General features: G+C 50.9%; 15 protein-coding genes and 1 pseudogene. 6 read left to right on the top strand and 10 right to left on the bottom strand.

All coding sequences use genetic code 11. The annotated features are described in order from the left end of the window. Positions 1 to 27: 27 nt before the first annotated feature. The 3 genes from KJS40_RS10685 to tsaB are packed head-to-tail and all read right to left on the bottom strand — an operon-like array spanning position 28 to position 1,903. Complete coding sequence (locus KJS40_RS10685; RefSeq protein ID WP_213537644.1) at positions 28 to 765, bottom strand: uracil-DNA glycosylase; 738 nt, start codon at positions 763 to 765, stop codon at positions 28 to 30. Next, complete coding sequence (rimI, locus tag KJS40_RS10690) at positions 762 to 1,223, bottom strand: ribosomal protein S18-alanine N-acetyltransferase (protein WP_213537645.1); 462 nt, start codon at positions 1,221 to 1,223, stop codon at positions 762 to 764. Before rimI ends, KJS40_RS10685 begins: the two co-directional genes overlap by 4 nt. Next, entirely contained in the window at positions 1,220 to 1,903 is a 684-nt protein-coding gene (gene tsaB / locus KJS40_RS10695) for a tRNA (adenosine(37)-N6)-threonylcarbamoyltransferase complex dimerization subunit type 1 TsaB (RefSeq protein ID WP_213537646.1), read from the bottom strand. Before tsaB ends, rimI begins: the two co-directional genes overlap by 4 nt. A 154-nt stretch (positions 1,904 to 2,057) precedes the next feature. Between tsaB and KJS40_RS10700 the strand changes: the two genes are divergently transcribed. Then, positions 2,058 to 2,498 carry a host attachment protein gene (locus KJS40_RS10700; RefSeq protein WP_025041107.1) on the top strand — a complete coding sequence of 147 codons (441 nt, stop codon included), beginning with the start codon at positions 2,058 to 2,060 and terminating at the stop codon, positions 2,496 to 2,498. A 141-nt stretch (positions 2,499 to 2,639) separates the two neighbouring features. Here the strand turns inward: KJS40_RS10700 and thpR are convergent, their stop codons facing one another. The 3 genes from thpR to ispD form a co-directional block, all read right to left on the bottom strand. After that, on the bottom strand, positions 2,640 to 3,224 hold the full coding sequence (gene thpR / locus KJS40_RS10705) for an RNA 2',3'-cyclic phosphodiesterase (RefSeq protein WP_213537647.1): 585 nt from the start codon (positions 3,222 to 3,224) through the stop codon (positions 2,640 to 2,642). Next, entirely contained in the window at positions 3,211 to 3,705 is a 495-nt protein-coding gene (ispF, locus tag KJS40_RS10710; RefSeq protein ID WP_213537649.1) for a 2-C-methyl-D-erythritol 2,4-cyclodiphosphate synthase, read from the bottom strand. Before ispF ends, thpR begins: the two co-directional genes overlap by 14 nt. A 194-nt stretch (positions 3,706 to 3,899) precedes the next feature. Further along, positions 3,900 to 4,595 carry a 2-C-methyl-D-erythritol 4-phosphate cytidylyltransferase gene (gene ispD, locus KJS40_RS10715; RefSeq protein WP_213537651.1) on the bottom strand — a complete coding sequence of 232 codons (696 nt, stop codon included), beginning with the start codon at positions 4,593 to 4,595 and terminating at the stop codon, positions 3,900 to 3,902. A gap of 654 nt (positions 4,596 to 5,249) precedes the next feature. On the opposite strand from ispD, the gene KJS40_RS10720 reads away from it, so the two are divergent. Further along, a complete protein-coding gene (locus tag KJS40_RS10720; RefSeq protein ID WP_213537653.1) occupies positions 5,250 to 6,218 on the top strand; it encodes a sigma-54 dependent transcriptional regulator in 969 nt (322 codons plus the stop codon). Positions 6,219 to 6,625: 407 nt separating this feature from the next. Here KJS40_RS10720 and KJS40_RS15485 read toward each other — a convergent pair whose 3' ends face one another. Next, complete coding sequence (locus tag KJS40_RS15485) at positions 6,626 to 6,754, bottom strand: hypothetical protein (protein ID WP_280520234.1); 129 nt, start codon at positions 6,752 to 6,754, stop codon at positions 6,626 to 6,628. A gap of 366 nt (positions 6,755 to 7,120) precedes the next feature. On the opposite strand from KJS40_RS15485, the gene KJS40_RS10725 reads away from it, so the two are divergent. Together KJS40_RS10725 and KJS40_RS10730 are read left to right on the top strand one after the other, a co-directional pair. Further along, the gene (locus KJS40_RS10725) at positions 7,121 to 10,645 is read left to right on the top strand and encodes a TonB-dependent receptor (protein ID WP_213537654.1); all 3,525 of its coding nucleotides are present in this window, start codon (positions 7,121 to 7,123) and stop codon (positions 10,643 to 10,645) included. Between the two features lie 16 nt (positions 10,646 to 10,661). Next, the gene (locus tag KJS40_RS10730; RefSeq protein ID WP_213537656.1) at positions 10,662 to 11,117 is read left to right on the top strand and encodes a hypothetical protein; all 456 of its coding nucleotides are present in this window, start codon (positions 10,662 to 10,664) and stop codon (positions 11,115 to 11,117) included. Between the two features lie 65 nt (positions 11,118 to 11,182). Here the strand turns inward: KJS40_RS10730 and KJS40_RS10735 are convergent, their stop codons facing one another. The 3 genes and pseudogenes from KJS40_RS10735 to KJS40_RS10745 form a co-directional block, all read right to left on the bottom strand. Then, on the bottom strand, positions 11,183 to 11,500 hold the full coding sequence (locus KJS40_RS10735) for a tetratricopeptide repeat protein (protein WP_213537658.1): 318 nt from the start codon (positions 11,498 to 11,500) through the stop codon (positions 11,183 to 11,185). Next, a pseudogene (locus KJS40_RS10740) lies at positions 11,497 to 12,491 on the bottom strand (IS3 family transposase). Before KJS40_RS10740 ends, KJS40_RS10735 begins: the two are co-directional and overlap by 4 nt. A gap of 65 nt (positions 12,492 to 12,556) precedes the next feature. Continuing rightward, positions 12,557 to 12,859: a tetratricopeptide repeat protein gene (locus KJS40_RS10745; RefSeq protein WP_213537660.1), complete on the bottom strand. Its 303-nt coding sequence runs from the start codon at positions 12,857 to 12,859 to the stop codon at positions 12,557 to 12,559. A 97-nt stretch (positions 12,860 to 12,956) separates the two neighbouring features. Here KJS40_RS10745 and KJS40_RS10750 point away from each other — a divergent pair, with 97 nt between their 5' ends. Both KJS40_RS10750 and KJS40_RS10760 read left to right on the top strand, forming a co-directional pair. Next, complete coding sequence (locus KJS40_RS10750; RefSeq protein ID WP_213537662.1) at positions 12,957 to 13,229, top strand: transposase; 273 nt, start codon at positions 12,957 to 12,959, stop codon at positions 13,227 to 13,229. Positions 13,230 to 14,220: 991 nt separating this feature from the next. After that, a complete protein-coding gene (locus tag KJS40_RS10760; protein WP_244859554.1) occupies positions 14,221 to 17,706 on the top strand; it encodes a TonB-dependent receptor in 3,486 nt (1,161 codons plus the stop codon).

Genomic DNA, 17,706 nt, shown 5'->3' on the forward strand with positions numbered 1-17,706 from the left:
TAGTTAAATCAGCATCAGAAATGGGGTTTAATTTTCCGAATGCAATAGGGTCTGCATCGTGTATCTGGCAAAACATAAATCCTCCCAGGCTTTCGCTTTGGCGGGCAATGTCCTTAGCAGATAGGCGGGGTGATAGGTGACAATAACGGGAATACCCGAATGCTGGTGCAATCTGCCGCGAAGGCTGCCGAGACTGGCATCGGTATGCAGCAAATTCTCCGCCGCGACTTTTCCCAGCGCAATAATAAGCCTGGGCTTGATCAATTCGATTTGCCGCACGAGATATGGTTCGCATTGATGCGCTTCATGCGAGGTGGGGGCTCTGTTGTCAGGTGGACGGCATTTTACGATATTGGCGATGTAAACATTCTGGCCGCGCTTCAGATCAATTGCCGCCAACATGTTGTCCAGCAACTTGCCGGCCTGCCCGACGAAGGGCTCTCCGGTAGCATCCTCCTGCGCACCAGGCCCTTCACCCACATAAAGCCAGTCGGCGTTTCTGTCACCTGTGCCGAATACGGTGCGCGTGCGGGACTGAAACAGCGGGCAGGCGACACAACCCTCAACGCTGGCCTTAAGTTCATCCCAGCCCATCCGCAGAATTTGCGTGCGCCTGTCTTCCTTTGCGCCAACATGGGAACAGGGAACCGGCTCAACGGCGGCCTCGGCTTTCTCACCATGCACCTCGGTCCTGGCACGCCACAGTGGCGTCAAACCCAGTTCTTTGAGTATGTCCTTGCGCCTGGTTCGCCTGGCAACAGTCATAACACCAGTTCCATGACTAATGAATCTTCACGCCCACCCATCGCAGGGTAATAGTCCTTGCGTTTGGCAATCTGCGTAAACCCGATCCGTTTATATAGCCGGGCAGCGATATGATTGGATTCCCGTACATCGAGGAACATCGTCAACGCACGCTGTTCCCTGGCGATATGGATGAAATGCCGCAGTAGTCTTTCACCCCAGCCCTTCCCTTGCGCGCCTGCAGCAATGCTAAGGGTCAGCAGATGCGCTTCCTGCGCTCCAATTGTCATCACACCGTATCCAAAGACGTCTCCATCCTGCTCTAAAACAAGGGCATGGTAACCGGACTGGAGCGAATCGCTGAAATTACCGCGTGTCCAGGGAAAAAGAAAAACCTCACGTTCGAGTGCTACCACCATATCCAGATCTGCCGGAACCATCCGTCTCATCTGCGGCATCTCCTGGAACTGAGCACTCATCGCTCCTTCTCCTTCAGAGCTACTTTATTGCGGATGTATAATGGCGCGGCATCGGCAGGGTCGATACCCCATCCCTTTCTGAATCCTGCTGCAGCCAGCTGAGCTATGGCGCGGGCATTCGGCCTGAGGCCACTGATAACGTGACCGATAGATCCATGGTAATGGTCACGCAGTATTTCCCCATACATATCAAAACCGCTGCCACAACCTGTCCAGTCGTCTCCTGAAACAATGGGCGCATTGTGCGGCAAGCACAGCGCTGGTTCGCTCACCGGTAGCCATCCGTCTGCTGTTCTCTTATACGCGGCATGATATATCTCGCTCATGCGGGCGTCGAGCGCGGCAATTACGCCGGCAACTGTTCCTTTTTCCCCGGCGTCCTGCGCCAATGCTTCCAATGTGCATACACCGATTACCGGCAGGTCTGTACCAAGAGCCAGCCCTTGGGTTACGCCGCACGCAATGCGCAAACCGGTGAAAGACCCCGGCCCCGATCCGAAAGCGAAACCGTCCAGTTGCCTCAGCGTCAACCCGGCCTCGTCCAGTGTGCGCCTCACCATGGGTAGAATCAGTTCGGAGTGACGCTGTTCCGCAAGAACCTCCTGATTCAGGATCTCGCTATCCCGCAATAGCGCAACCGAGCAATATTCGGTAGATGTATCGAGAGCGAGAATTTTCAAGGTAAAATTTAACGAATATTAAGTATTATACGAATGCAAGATTCTGCCGACGGAAACTTCTGTTGAAATCGGGTTGTCAATTGATGAGCAGCCCTTTACTCGGTTTTACTTGGTTGTACCTGGTTTTACTTTACCACCATCGCACGGAGGAGTCATGAGCATCACGTGGATTTTGGTCGCAAACGCAAGCGCCGCATATCTTTACGCAAATTACGGACCTAAAAAAGGACTACAGAAACTCAAGGAATTCAGACATGATGCCAGCAGGGAAAAGGGGCAGCATCTGGTTTCCGACCGCCCCGGACACAACAAGAGCCACGGCAACGGCTGTGGTTCTTATATCTCCTCCACCCATCCAAAACAGCATGAAGCGCGGACCTTTGCCTGCCAACTAGCCAGGGAACTGGAGCATGGCCGCACCACCAACAGCTATCAGCGCCTGATCCTGGTTGTGTCAACTCCGTTCATGGGCCTGATCAACAGCAATCTGGGAAGCCATGTACGAAATTTGGTAAGCGATACTTTTGAAAAGGATTACACCAGGGCTAGCGAGAAATATCTGACAAGACATCTGGAAAGCTGCATTTATCTTTAATCATAAAAGAAACTCTGGCGTCGGGTTACGCTATGCTAACCCGACCTCTTCTTTGGCATATTCGATAGTGCCCGCCTAATAAAAAAATCACTAAAAGTATGATTTTTCAATCATTGGCTATCCCCTGATGTGTTGCCAAAATCAAGGTTTATTAGAAGTCTCCAAAGACCAACGGCCGATAGGCGTATAAACCGAGCCGTTGCTGGTCTGTTCTGATTTAACCAGCGTCCATTCCCGCACTCGCCAGGCTACCGGCTCGGCCAATTCAGCCAATGCCGGGCAGAAAGCATTGCTCATCAGGGTTATGTGCGGCGCATAAGCTCGCTGCTCCAATGGAAACCCGGCTGCGGAGATTGCGTCCCGTAGCATCTTTTCCAGATTGATAAGTTCCTGGGGAACCTTGCCTGGCGCGACATAAACAATGTGGTTATGTTTCCAGTAGCGAACCTCATCAATGACCAAATCAAAAGCGGGCAACACGGATCGCTTGACGCTATCCGCCACATCGCGTAGCACTTCCAGTCTGTCGGGGTATACTTTTCCCACAAATACCAGCGTGAGATGAATGTTTTCCGCTTTTATTTTCCTTCCGCCGCAGAGCGATTCCAGCCGTAGTTGTTTTGTCAGCCCAACCAGTTGATTTTGCGTATCGTTGTCCGGCCATATTGCAAAAAAAATGCGATGGGCTTTTCCCACGCTTCCAGTATTGTCTTCAGTTATCGGCATTGCCCAAGGCGATCAGGCATATCGCCTCCGCCTCTATTCCCTCACCCCTTCCAACCGGGCCCAAGCGCTCGGCGGTTTTAGCCTTGACGTTGATATCCTCCTGTGGCATCCGAAGGTCATGTGCAATGTTGCTCAACATAGCCGGAATATACGGCGCCATCTTGGGTGCCTGAGCTATGATGGTTGCATCAATGTTCACGACCTTGTAACCACGCTCTGCCAGCAAACCATAGACGTTATGCAATAGTACGCGGCTATCGATGTTTTTGTAGCGCGGGTCGGTATCCGAAAAATGCCTGCCGATGTCGCCCAGCCCTGCCGCGCCCAGGAGCGCGTCACATATCGCATGCAGCAACACGTCTGCGTCCGAATGTCCGAGAAGGCCCTTCTCATATGGAATGGTCACACCGCCGATGATAAGCTTGCGGCCTTCAATCAATTGATGTACATCGAATCCTTGCCCGATTCTTAACTTCTTCACCCTTTTGCCTCTCTTCAGCTCTATAAATTTAATTTCTCTTTCTCCGCCACTACTTAGCGGGCAAACAGTACAACGTCATCGTCGGTTTGGACCGGATTCCGGACCTGGCCTGGAATGACGAAATTCATGCTATTTTCTCACCGAGATGGGATTAATAGCTCATATGGGCAAACAGAACACCCCGATCTTCCCATTCAAAAATTTTTTAGTATCAATTCCGCCAACGCCAGATCCTGCGGATAAGTCACTTTCAGATTGCGCGCTTCGCTCAGGACCAGCTTGGGTTTCAAGCCGAGCGCTTCAACCGCGCCCGCGTCGTCCGTCATGGTCATGCCGCCTGTCCTGCTCAAGGCTTCCACCAGTAGCCCGTGACGAAACATCTGTGGCGTTTGGGCCTGCCATAAATTCTCTCTCGATTCGGTACGCTCAACCCGGCCACCGCCACCGCTGCGCTTCAGCGTGTCCGCCACCGGCACCGCAAGCAGTCCTCCTACCTCATCATTAGCCAGTTCATCCATCAATTTGTCGAGCTGCGCGTTGCTTAAACAAGGCCGTGCTGCATCATGCACCAATACCCAGTCATCATTTTTCATGGCAGAAACTTCCCCTGCCGCTCTCAAACCATTCAGCACAGTTTCCGCACGGGTCGTGCCGCCGCACTCGAGCACGACCAATTTGTCGGAAAATTCCGACCAATCATGCCGCATCCATTCTCTATCGCCGGGTGCAAGGATCACAAACACGGAAGTGATTCGCGAAGACCCGCACAACGTCTTCAATGTGTGATAGATCATCGGTTTGCCTGCCAACCGCAAATACTGTTTGGGAAGCTCATCACCCATGCGTGAACCGGAACCTGCTGCGGGAATTAGCGCAAAAAAATTTGTCATTCTTGGAAGTAGCTCAGACTGATCTAATAGTGTAGTGGAAGATAAAGTATGTGGATCAAGCGTTGGATGCCGATAATTTGACGCTGATTGGTCAAAATCCCATGGAGTCAAATCCTAAAAAACAGGCTGTAAGTAGCACTTCGCCTGAATCATGGCCCCGCGTGATTTGAGGACTGAAGGAAAAAACCACAGGATATGTTCGCTAACGTACCGAATGCCCTGCCCCAGCAAAGGACCATAAAAAGGACGAGGTGACCATAAGCTCGACCATGACTCATTGTCAACTCTTTTTCAGCAGATTTTGGGCAACAAACGTCAGCAAGCTTCCATTCATACTTTGGCAATAAAATCGGCTGAATTATCTCAGGCGCATTCTACACAAGATAGCGCGAGTTTCCTCACAAAAAATGCGTTTGTCTTATTTCTTCAACCGCGTCGCAAGGTTGACCTACAGATAGACCGTGCGCGGTAGTCATCTGGATTCACGAGCCGGTTGATCCCGATGCCACCTGTAAAATCTTACAGCTATCCCGGAACTTAATCTTGCCTTCTAATAGCTATATCGTAGAGCTTAAAATACAGGGTGGTTACGAACGGGCCTTGGCATCATGATGAAACAGGTTAACTAGCAGTCTCTCAGCTTTTAGGGGAAATATGATTGGACAGTCACCCGCTTTCGTAAAAATCACTCAGCTTATTGAGAAAATCGCTCGTTGCGATGCACCCGTTGTTATTGAAGGTGAAACCGGCACCGGGAAAGAATTGGTCGCGCGGGCTATTCACGATAGAGGAACCAGGGCCGGCTATCCATTTGTTCCGGTCAATTGCGGAGCCATCCCCGACACATTGATCGAGAATGAGCTATTTGGCCATGAACGTGGCGCTTACACAGGCGCCCAATCGAAGCGCCTCGGCCTCATCGCTCATGCGCAATCCGGAACGCTCTTCCTGGATGAAGTCGATGCGCTATCTCCAAAAGCACAAGTTACCCTGTTGCGATTTTTTCAGGATCAGCAATATTCTCCGCTGGGCGGGGGTATCGCGCGCGCTGCAAATGTGAGAGTAATCGTTGCCAGTAACAGAAACTTGACGGAACTGGCGCAGAAGGGTGAATTCCGGCTTGATCTGCTGTTTCGTCTCAAAATCATGCACCTTACGCTGCCCGCGCTGCGAGAGCGCCAGGGCGACGCGGCGCTTTTAGCGGCCCACTTTCTGCATGCATGCGCAACGCGCTTTAGCTGCGGCGAAAAAATACTCCACCCCGAGACGATTGCCTGGTTTGATAACTATGGTTGGCCGGGCAATATCCGCGAACTGGAAAACCTCATTTATCGCGAGTGTTTGCTCGCCGATGGGTTAACTATCAATATCGCGCCACTAGCGTCCGCAGTTGTGGAGCGTCGGGCTGGGTTTGACCGGCGCCGCCCGAACTTCATCTATTTGAATTTCGCTGAGGCCAAAAATCATGCGATTGCAAAATTCGAACAATATTACCTCGCCCAAGCTCTGACCAAGGCGGGCGGTAATGTAAGCAAGGCTGCGAGTCTGGTAGGGAAAGACCGACGCGCATTTGGAAAGCTGCTAAAGAAACATCATATAGATAAGAATATTCATTGCGTTTAGCGTTACCTCCTCTGCTTCCAGCATTTTTCTGGACTGTTCATCGAAGCTGCCTTAGACATACCCATACCGAATAGCTCAGCAATACATACAGCCAAACTGATTGTATCGTTGTGATTCAAATTTAGCTCCTTTCGTTAAATTTCCCCCGCCACCGCGCAATGCTGGGATGCTCCAGCCAAAGGCTGAGCAACGCGCACGCCTGCGCCCTCAAGTTACAAGAATATTAAATCATGGGTCGATTTCAACCCGCTATGGGTACGTTTTCACCCATGGCATATATACCGTTGATTTAACTTGATTTCTGCCCGATGGAAGCCAGCTGCCGCCCACAGCGAACCATTTCACTTGAAAAAATATGACCCATACTCGAGTAATTTATTTTCTCAACTTATTGAATATCCTGCGTTTTAATTAATGATGAGGCTGGGCATGGATATTGCTGAGAAAAACAATGTGATCGGAATATCAGCGATCTTATCAAAAGGATAATCGTCGGCTTGCTCGCTAATGGCAAATGCTTTAGCGTTGATCGCCATGTGTGAGCCGAAACCCACTATAGGGTTAACACTAAATATTTGCGGCTTATTAATAAATTTAGCCTGAGTGGATATCAGATGATGAACGATAAGGCACATCCGACTATATGAGCATGATAAAAAAATTACAACGTAGGTGCAGTGGCGCACGGATCGTTCTGCCTCACACAAAACATCATGACCAAAATTTTGCGGTAGGAAACTCACCAGGACTCATTGCCAACTTCTAATCGTCAAGCGTAGGACTCAAGCTCTTGGCGAAATATTTTTAACCTGGAGCTGATTAAGTACTCATGGGCACACAGCACATCACGACTTTTCCTGATGTGCGAAAAAAAATCGCCCACTATCCACCCACGGAAAAGAATGAAAGTTTATCGATGGAAGCCATGGAAATCACAGCACATCCGCATCCCTTCGACAGTGGCCTTATTCGCCACCGCGATAGCTTTATTGAACTCGGTGCCCAATGTTCAAGCGGCGGAACGCTGCGTGCCTTCGATGGGATTGGTCGTGTCAGCGCAAGGTGCTGTTGAATTGCGCCGTGTCAGTGAAACTCGCTGGCAGCCGGCGAAGCTCAACAACTCGCTGTGCCCGGGCGATACCGTTCGCGTTCGCGAGCGTGGCCGCGCGGCCCTGCGGCTTAGCAACGAGAGCACGCTCCGACTGGATCAGAAGACCACTGTTACACTCTCCGACGCGGGCCATGATAAGACCGCGCTGCTGGAATTACTCACCGGTTCACTCTACGTCATCACGCGTACCCCCAAGCCATTCAGGGTGAGAACGCCCATTGTCGTTGCCGATGTGGAAGGAACGGAGTTTTTTCTCGAAACTGGGCAGGATAGCGCCACTCTCATGATCTACGAAGGCGAAGTCTCCGCCACCAACGAGCATGGCGGCATTAGCCTCGCCAGCAACGAAGCAGCGATCATCCCCAAAGATCAGGCGCCCCGCAAAGAAGAAATCGTCCGCCCGGCTGACGCCGTTCAATGGGCTTTGTATTATCCAACCATCGTTGGCTATCGGATTGACGAGGCAAACACCGGAGAACAAGCGCTGCCAGCGTTGCGCGCGTCTATTGAACTTTACCAGCAAGGCAAGCTGAGTGAAGCGCTGGCTGCGCTTGATAACGTGCCACAGAGCGAGCGTTCTCCCCACTTTCTGACTTATCACGCAGGCCTTCTGCTATTCGTCGGGAGAACCGATGAGGCACGAGCGGATATCGAACAAGCGCTTAGACTTGAACCCGGCAATAGTGACGCCTATGCGCTGCAAGCCATCATTGCCGTGGTACAAAACGATAAGGACCAGGCCCTGACCTTAGCCAATAAGGCAGTCGAGCTGGACCAGACCTCCTCCGCTGCCAGGCTGGCGCTCTCCTACGCCCAGCAAGCCCACTTCAATATCGAGGATGCTCTTGCAAGCGTCCAAAAAGCGGTGGAGCTTGATCCTCAGAACGCCCTCATCTGGGCCCGGCTGGCTGAATTGCATATGTCGACAGGTTATCTGGACCGCGCGCTCGAAGCAGCGCAACGTGCGGTGGATTTGAACCCCAACCTTTCAAAGACGCGGACGGTATTGGGATTTGCCCATTTAACCCAAATTGATACCGAGGCCGCCAAGGCGGCATTCGCCCAGGCCATCGAGCTGGATCAGGCTGATCCCATGCCGAGACTGGGCATGGGTCTGGCGAAGATACGCGAGGGGGATATCGAGGAAGGGCGTATCGAACTGGAAATTGCCGCCAGCCTCGATCCGGTAAATTCACTGATACGTAGCTATCTCGGCAAAGCCTATTTTGAAGAGAAGCGCTATAAGCTTGCGGAGATGCAATTTGATCTGGCCAAAGCGCTCGATCCCTATGATCCTACGCCCTGGTTTTATGACGCGATCCAGAAACAGACGCAGAACCGGCCAGTGGAGGCACTAAGGGATTTGCAGAAATCCATCGACCTGAATAATAACCGGGCGGTATACCGCTCAAAGCTGCTGCTCGATCGGGATCAGGCGGCGCGCGGTTCCAGTCTGGCGCGGATTTACGATAACCTGGATTTCGAGAAGCGCGCGCTTATGGAGACTGCGAAATCGTTGACGCTTGACCCGGCTAATCACTCCGCGCATCGTTTTCTTTCAGATGCTTACCTTAACATCCCGCGGTACGATATCGCACGAGTGAGCGAACTGCTTCAAGCCCAGCTCCTGCAACCAATCAATGTCAACCCTGTTCAGCCCCGCCTGGCTGTAGCTGACCTCAATATCATCACCGGCACGGGCCCCGCAGTCGCCGGTTTCAACGAATTCGCTCCGCTGCTTGAACGCAACAGACCACAGCTTGTGGCCTCGGGCCTTCTTGGCAACAATAATACAGCAGGGGATGAAATTGTACTTTCCGCACTTTATGGTCGTGCTTCGGCCAGTGTCGGCCAATTTCATTACAACACCGACGGATTTCGCGAAAACAATGATCAAAAACACAACGTCTACAATGCGTTTATCCAATATGCGGTGACGCCAAAGTTTAACGTTCAAGCGGAGGTGCGGGCGCGAAAGACCGAGCACGGGGATTTGTTATTTGATTTCGGAAGACCTCAGCAAGACGACCGACGGCGAAATTTAATCGAAGATACGGTACGGATCGGGGCACGTTATTCGTTCTCCCCACATCAGCATTTAATAGTGTCCGGCAGCTACAGAAATCGAGAAGAAATTCAAACGTTTGCCCAGGATCCTGGCGCACCCGACAGCTCGGCTATACAAACCGATAGGACGACTGGCAATGGATATCAATCTGAAGCTCAATACCTTGTTCAGCAGAAACTGTTTAATGCAACCTTCGGGGGTGGGGTCTACAGAATAAGCGCTGATAAACAAACGGAAATCGATTTCACCCGGTCTGACCATAGCTCATGTCCTGATGACCCAGACTTCCTTTACATATGTTCTTTGAATGCCGATTTCGAAAGAGACCGAAGCAATCTGTATCTCTATACGAATCTCAATTTGCCAAAAAACATCACGGCGACCTTGGGCTTAAGCCACGAGTGGTACCGGGAAATTCCCATGATGACATCGACTACTGATAACTCCGGTAACACGACACCGACAACTAATGCTCCAGGATCTCCTCTCAGCTTCGAAAAATCCAACCCCAAATTCGGGTTGCAATGGGACGTGACTCCTGGCCTGCGGTTACGCATGGCTTGGTTTCAAACTGTCAAATCCGCACTTATATCGCAACAGACACTGGAACCAACCCAAGTGGCTGGTTTTAACCAGATGTTCGATGATCTAAATGGCACGAAGGCAACACGAGCAGGAATCGGAACGGACGTTCGCGTTTCCAGGAGTTTTTATTGGGGCTTTGAAGCGTCTAGACGCGATCTCAATGTGCCGGTGCTTGATCCGCAAACGATATTGTTGCAAAACTGGCAAGAGCAGAAGGAAAAACTTCTTCGCGGGTACGTTTACTGGCTCCCTCACGTAAGCTGGGCTGTAAGGGGAGAGTATCAGTTTGAAAAGTTCAGCCGACCGACTGAAAATCTTTCCCCGTTCGACCCGACAAGGATCGCAACATCATATGCCCCTGTCAGTATCACCTATTACAATCCACATGGCTTATTTGCCCAATTCAAAACAATCTATATACAGCAACAGCTGGACCGTGCGTCTACAATTGAATCCACCGGAACGAAAGATGCTGTCATGTTGGACGCTACAATAGGCTATCGCCTTGCTCGCCGTCGAGGTATCGTCAGCCTTGAAGTCCGAAATCTCCTTGACAATCAAACCGCCTTCAGAAACATGAATTTTCCGACTTCAGAACCTTTTTTCGATCGGCGTTTTACTCCGGGCCGAACCGTTTTCTTACGTGCCACCTTAAACTTTTAAATGGAGAAATAGAAAAATGGAATCCGATGAACTTGACACGAACTATGTAAGTAAGAGTGAGTCTTCGACTAGCTGCGCGTCCACCAGTAATGCTGAAAAAGAAAACGATCCCTATATACGGAAGTTACCGAACGAAGCCAAAACTGCTTTAGAAGAAGCTGGCATAAAGGATATCGTATTTATTGCTACCATTGGTAAAGACAGGAGCATACGTTTGCTAGCGCCGGAAGAAGTCAGTCATGACATAATTACTTTTGATGAGAACGTGCCTTTGCTAAATGGTGGTCTTACAGGGCTCACATCGATCGCTATTTCAAGTCACATAGGCTCACAATGTTATTTATGGAGCGACGGCACCAAGATGGACAAAAACGGCAACATAATAAAACAGGGTACAGGCGGTGAGGCGGTAAGCGAAGGAACAAACTGCGCCAAGTTTTGCGTAAAGTATTACAAGGATCCGAAGCCGTAGTAGCCAATAGCTCTCTACTTTTTGGCACTCAGGGTAACCTTGGGCTACGCATATTTCTTTAGGACTTACTCTTCGCGGGCGTGCAGCGATGCGGCTTCTCTGTAACGCCCCCTCTTATTAAGCAGGTCAGCATAGCCTTCCAGGACGTTCGCCACCGCTGGGGGGTTGGGACCGAGCGCCTTTTCCCAAATCTTGAGCGCACGCTGATGCAAGGGCTCGGCCTTCGCGTATTTCTTTTCATTACAGTACAGAGTTGCCAAATTGTTGAGACTGGTTGCCACGTCGGGGTGGTCCGCTCCAAGAGTTTTTTCCCAAATCTTCAGCGAACGCTGATATAAGGGCTCGGCTTTAGTATATTGGCCTTGCGTAAGCTTCCCCGTCAAGTAGACAGTTCAGAAGTAGAACTTTTCCCTGCGAGCAATCGCTCACGGAACACAACCGGGGGCAGACTTCCCAGTGCGTCATGGGGTCGTTCTTCGTTATAGCTTTGAAGCCACTGATGTGTGATTTCCCGCACTTCCTCAAGCGAGGTGAACAGCCAGCTGTTGAGCACTTCGGTCCGGTATGACCGGTTGAAGCGTTCGATGAAAGCATTCTGATTCAGCTTGCCCGGCTGGATAAAGCGCAGTTCAATGCCCTTGTCCTTGCACCAGCCCGGCCAGATACTGTGAGGTGAGTTCGGGGCCATTGTCGAGCCGTATTGCTTTGGGTAATCCAACCCTTGATAGAAGCTGTCGCTCATGAAGTCCAGCGACCAGATCTCGTTGGGCCACAACGGTGCATCCAGCGGCTGCATCGGCCTGATCAAGCGCTTCTTCGTGCGACGCGGCAGATTGAGCTTCATGGCGCAATACACCCGCCAGACTCGCTTGTGATTCCATGCATGACCGGCTAGCCGCAGCCGGTCATGACACTTCCAGAATCCCCAACGGCCATGCTTGGCCACCACCGCATTGAGCGCCTCAACCAACGGCGCATCACGCGCTGCAAGCGTGTTCTCTTCCCGGTAATACGCCGCCCGTGACAGGTTCACCAGCTGGCAGGATCGTCTTAAGGATAACCTCTAATCCTGCGCCAAACGGGAAACCATGTCCCGGCGTTCAGACGGCGCTACAGCTTTTTTAATACCGCCTTGATCGCTTCATTCTCCAGGGCCAGGTTCGCATACATGCGCTTGAGCTGGCTGTTCTCCGCTTTCAGCTCTTTTACCCGCACCAACTCGGAAACATCGAGTCCGCCATATTTAGATTTCCATTTATAGTAGGTCGCCGAACTGATCCCATGCTTGCGCCAGATCTCGTTGACCGCAACCCCGCTATCGGCTTCCTTCAGAATCCCTACAATCTGGCTTTCCGCAAATCGCGATTTCTTCATTAGAACCTCCAGGCAAAATTTTCCCAGAAAGTTCTACTTTTTGCTTGTCTCTTAAATGGGGAAGCTTACGCTTGATCCTGATAGAGCTCCGCCAGGTTATTGAAAGTTGCCGCCACATGAGGATGATCGAGGCCGACAGTCTTTTCCAGAATCTTGAGTGAGCGCTGGTACAAGGGTTTGGCCTTGGCATATTCGCTTTGAGTGTAATATAGGGTCGCAAGATTGTTGAGGCTTGCCGCCACATCAGGATGGTCGGGGCCGAGAGCATTTTCCCGAATCTTGAGTGAATGCTGATACAAGGGCTCTGCCTTGTCATATTGGCCCTGACTGTAGTAGAACCCTGCCAAATTGCCGAGGTTGGTTGCCACCTGGGATGATCCGGCCCAAGCGCCTTTTCAAAAATCTTCAGTGCGCGCTCCAGCCAAAGGCTGAACAAGCTTTTCCCTAGAGTTATGCTCAGAACTTGTGTATGACAAGAAGGAGACTGCACTGCTGGAACGCGATGCGCCGGGATTGTCGGCGTCCACCATCAGCCGACTGAAAGAGAGCTGGAATGACGAGTACGGGCGTTGGTGCAAGCGGAATCTGACCCATAAGCACTATGTCTACCTGTGGGTTGATGGAGTGCAGTTCGGCGTACGTCTGGAGGACGCGAGCCAGTACATGCTGGTGGTAATTGGCGATTGCAAAATTCGAACAATATTACCTCGCTCAAGCCCTGACCAAGGCGGGCGGTAATGTAAGCAAGGCCGCCAATCTGGTAGGTAAAGATCGACGACCGTTCGGAAAGGTGTTGAAGAAACACGGTATAGATAAGAATACCCACTGCGTTTAGCGTTACCTTCCCTGTTTCCAGGATTTTTCTGGACTGTTCATCGAATCTGCCTTAGGCATAGCTGAAATAGCTCAACAATCAAACGATCAAACTGATTGTATTGTTGTGATTCAATTTAGCTCCCTTCGTTAACTTCTCCCGCCGCCGTGCTACGCCGAATGCGCCAGCCAAAGGCTGAGCAATGGGCAGGCGTAGTCGTTATTGAGATATTTATAGCGGGTCAATTTCAACCCGGCGTGGGTATTTCTTCACCCAAGGTCATTTATATCATATAGGTCGTTGATTTCATTCTATAAAATTCCAGTGGATATCCGATTGCCGTCGGCAGCAAATCATTCCACTCGAAAAATATGACCTAGGCCAAAGCAGTTTATTCCACAACTCATTGAATATATAGGTCTTTATATAACGATGAGATTGGCATGGATATTGCTGAGAATAACGGTGAAATCGGAATATTAGCGATCTTATCAATATGATAAATGGCCGGCTTGCAGCTAAGGCAGGTATTGCCTTGAAGCTCATCTGCCATCCGGTAGCCGAAACCCGCTAGCGATTAGCACCGAAAGCTTGCGACTATAAAGGAGAGAATTAGCTCGGAGTTGATCTCGGGCTTGACAAAAGTAGCCAGGACTAAATAAGTATTTTAAAAAACAGAGAACATGTGCGGTAGCGCACGGATCATCCTGGCTTAGACAAACATTATGCCCAATCCTTTTGTGGCAGGAAACTCACCAGGACTCATTGCCAACTTCTAATCGTCAAGCGTAGGACTCAAGCTCTTGGCGAAATATTTTTAACCTGGAGCTGATTAAGTACTCATGGGCACACAGCACATCACGACTTTTCCTGATGTGCGAAAAAAAATCGCCCACTATCCACCCACGGAAAAGAATGAAAGTTTATCGATGGAAGCCATGGAAATCACAGCACATCCGCATCCCTTCGACAGTGGCCTTATTCGCCACCGCGATAGCTTTATTGAACTCGGTGCCCAATGTTCAAGCGGCGGAACGCTGCGTGCCTTCGATGGGATTGGTCGTGTCAGCGCAAGGTGCTGTTGAATTGCGCCGTGTCAGTGAAACTCGCTGGCAGCCGGCGAAGCTCAACAACTCGCTGTGCCCGGGCGATACCGTTCGCGTTCGCGAGCGTGGCCGCGCGGCCCTGCGGCTTAGCAACGAGAGCACGCTCCGACTGGATCAGAAGACCACTGTTACACTCTCCGACGCGGGCCATGATAAGACCGCGCTGCTGGAATTACTCACCGGTTCACTCTACGTCATCACGCGTACCCCCAAGCCATTCAGGGTGAGAACGCCCATTGTCGTTGCCGATGTGGAAGGAACGGAGTTTTTTCTCGAAACTGGGCAGGATAGCGCCACTCTCATGATCTACGAAGGCGAAGTCTCCGCCACCAACGAGCATGGCGGCATTAGCCTCGCCAGCAACGAAGCAGCGATCATCCCCAAAGATCAGGCGCCCCGCAAAGAAGAAATCGTCCGCCCGGCTGACGCCGTTCAATGGGCTTTGTATTATCCAACCATCGTTGGCTATCGGATTGACGAGGCAAACACCGGAGAACAAGCGCTGCCAGCGTTGCGCGCGTCTATTGAACTTTACCAGCAAGGCAAGCTGAGTGAAGCGCTGGCTGCGCTTGATAACGTGCCACAGAGCGAGCGTTCTCCCCACTTTCTGACTTATCACGCAGGCCTTCTGCTATTCGTCGGGAGAACCGATGAGGCACGAGCGGATATCGAACAAGCGCTTAGACTTGAACCCGGCAATAGTGACGCCTATGCGCTGCAAGCCATCATTGCCGTGGTACAAAACGATAAGGACCAGGCCCTGACCTTAGCCAATAAGGCAGTCGAGCTGGACCAGACCTCCTCCGCTGCCAGGCTGGCGCTCTCCTACGCCCAGCAAGCCCACTTCAATATCGAGGATGCTCTTGCAAGCGTCCAAAAAGCGGTGGAGCTTGATCCTCAGAACGCCCTCATCTGGGCTCGGCTAGCCGAATTGCATATGTCGACTGGCTATCTGGACCGCGCTTTGGAAGCAGCGCAACGTGCGGTGGATTTGAACCCCAATCTCTCAAAGACGCAGACGGTACTGGGATTTGCCCATCTGACTCAAATTGATACCAAAGCAGCCAAGGTAGCCTTCACCCAGGCCATCGAGCTGGATCAGGCCGATCCCATGCCGAGGCTGGGCATGGGTCTGGCGAAGATACGCGAGGGCGATCTCGAGGAAGGGCGCATCGAACTGGAAATTGCAGCAAGCCTCGATCCGGCAAATTCGTTGATACGCAGCTATCTCGGCAAAGCGTATTTTGAAGAGAAACGATACCCGCTTGCCGAAACGCAGTTTGATCTGGCGAGGGGGCTCGATCCTAATGATCCTACGCCGTGGTTTTATGATGCGATTCAGAAACAGACGCAAAATCGGCCAGTGGAGGCACTGCGAGACTTACAGAAATCCATAGAGCTCAATGACAACCGGGTAGTGTATCGTTCACAACTGTTGCTGGATCAGGACCAGGCAGCACGGGGTTCCAGTCTGGCGCGGATTTACGATAACCTGGATTTCGAGAAGCGCGCGCTTATGGAGACTGCGAAATCGTTGACGCTTGACCCGGCTAATCACTCCGCGCATCGTTTTCTTTCAGATGCTTACCTTAACATCCCGCGGTACGATATCGCACGAGTGAGCGAACTGCTTCAAGCCCAGCTCCTGCAACCAATCAATGTCAACCCTGTTCAGCCCCGCCTGGCTGTAGCTGACCTCAATATCATCACCGGCACGGGCCCCGCAGTCGCCGGTTTCAACGAATTCGCTCCGCTGCTTGAGCGCAACAAGCCCCAATTCGTCGCTTCTGGCCTCGTCGGTACCCATAGCACACTCGGGGTGGAGACAGTTCTCTCGGCACTATATGGCCGCACCTCTGTCAGTGTCGGGCAATTTCATTACGATACTGATGGATTCCGTCGGAATAACGATCAGAAACACAACGTCTACAATGCTTTTATGCAGTTTGCAGTAACCCCAAGGTTCAACGTTCAGGCGGAGGTGTGGACGCGAAAGACGGAAGAGGGCGATCTCTTGCTCGATTTCAAGTTTCGTGAAAATTTTAAAGATAATGTTCGCCATGACATACAGCAGGATACAGCGCGAATAGGAGCAAGATATTCGTTATCACCGAGACAGGATTTTATTGTTTCGGGAATTTATACTGACCGGAAAGAGGATCAAGTAGAGTCTAACCCGCCAAACCCGGGGATTGTAACCGTAACGGAGGACAAACAAAGTGTAAGAGATCAAGGATACCAAGCAGAAGGCCAGTACCTGTTTAGGGAAGAGCGGTTCAATATTACTGCAGGGGCCGGCACTTATCAACTCAATGTCGAGGGGGAAGAACAACAAAACCGTGTTGGACCAAAGGGAAACCCAATTAGCCCCTTGGTTAAGACCCAACCGAATTTTGCGAGAGAACGCAACAATGCTTACATATATACCAATTTAAATTTTTTCAGAAATATAAGCGTAACCCTTGGCCTAAGCCACGAATCCTTTAAATATGACATTGATCGAGAACATTTCCGTCCGATCATGGGAGAGGATTTCAGTTTCACGAAAACCAGCCCAAAGGTAGGATTCCAATGGAATATTTCTGATAATCTACGCCTGCGGGTTGCGTGGTTCGAAACGGTCAAACCGGCGTTAGCTGCTAATCAGACCCTTGAGCCCACTCAAGTAGCTGGATTTAACCAGATGTTTGATGATATTAACGGTACCCGAGCCCGACGACTTGGAGCAGGAGTGGATGCCCGTATTACACACAAGTGGTATGTCGGCGGAGAAGTCTCAGAACGCGACCTGGATGTCCCGTTGCTGAGTACTGTAGATTACACTTTCGAACGCACTATAAAGCAAAAAGAGGAGCTCCAACGTATCTATCTTTATTGGTTGCCCCACGCATACTGGGCAATAAGGGGTGAATTCCAGCATGAGAGATACGATCAAGACCCTAAGGATGCTGGCAGTACCCCATACCGGATTGATACATTAACCGCACCACTTAGCGTAAATTATTTTGACCCTTCTGGAATATTCGCAAGAATCACAGCGACCCACGTTCGCCAGGAGGTGAAACGCTCGACCGCATCGAAAAACCAGGGTATCAGTAATTTTGAATTACTCGATGCAATGATTGGCTACAGGCTTCCTAAAAGAAGAGGTGTTCTTAGTGTGGAAGGCAGGAATCTTTTAAATGAAGATTTCTTTTTTAGAAATATCAACCTACAGCAATCTCAACAGACTCTTTACAACCAGCGTTACTCCCCCGATCGTACCTTTTTTGTACGGCTTACTTTAAACTTTTAA

This window comes from Nitrosospira sp. NRS527 (assembly GCF_018406445.1).
Classification (GTDB): domain Bacteria; phylum Pseudomonadota; class Gammaproteobacteria; order Burkholderiales; family Nitrosomonadaceae; genus Nitrosospira; species Nitrosospira briensis.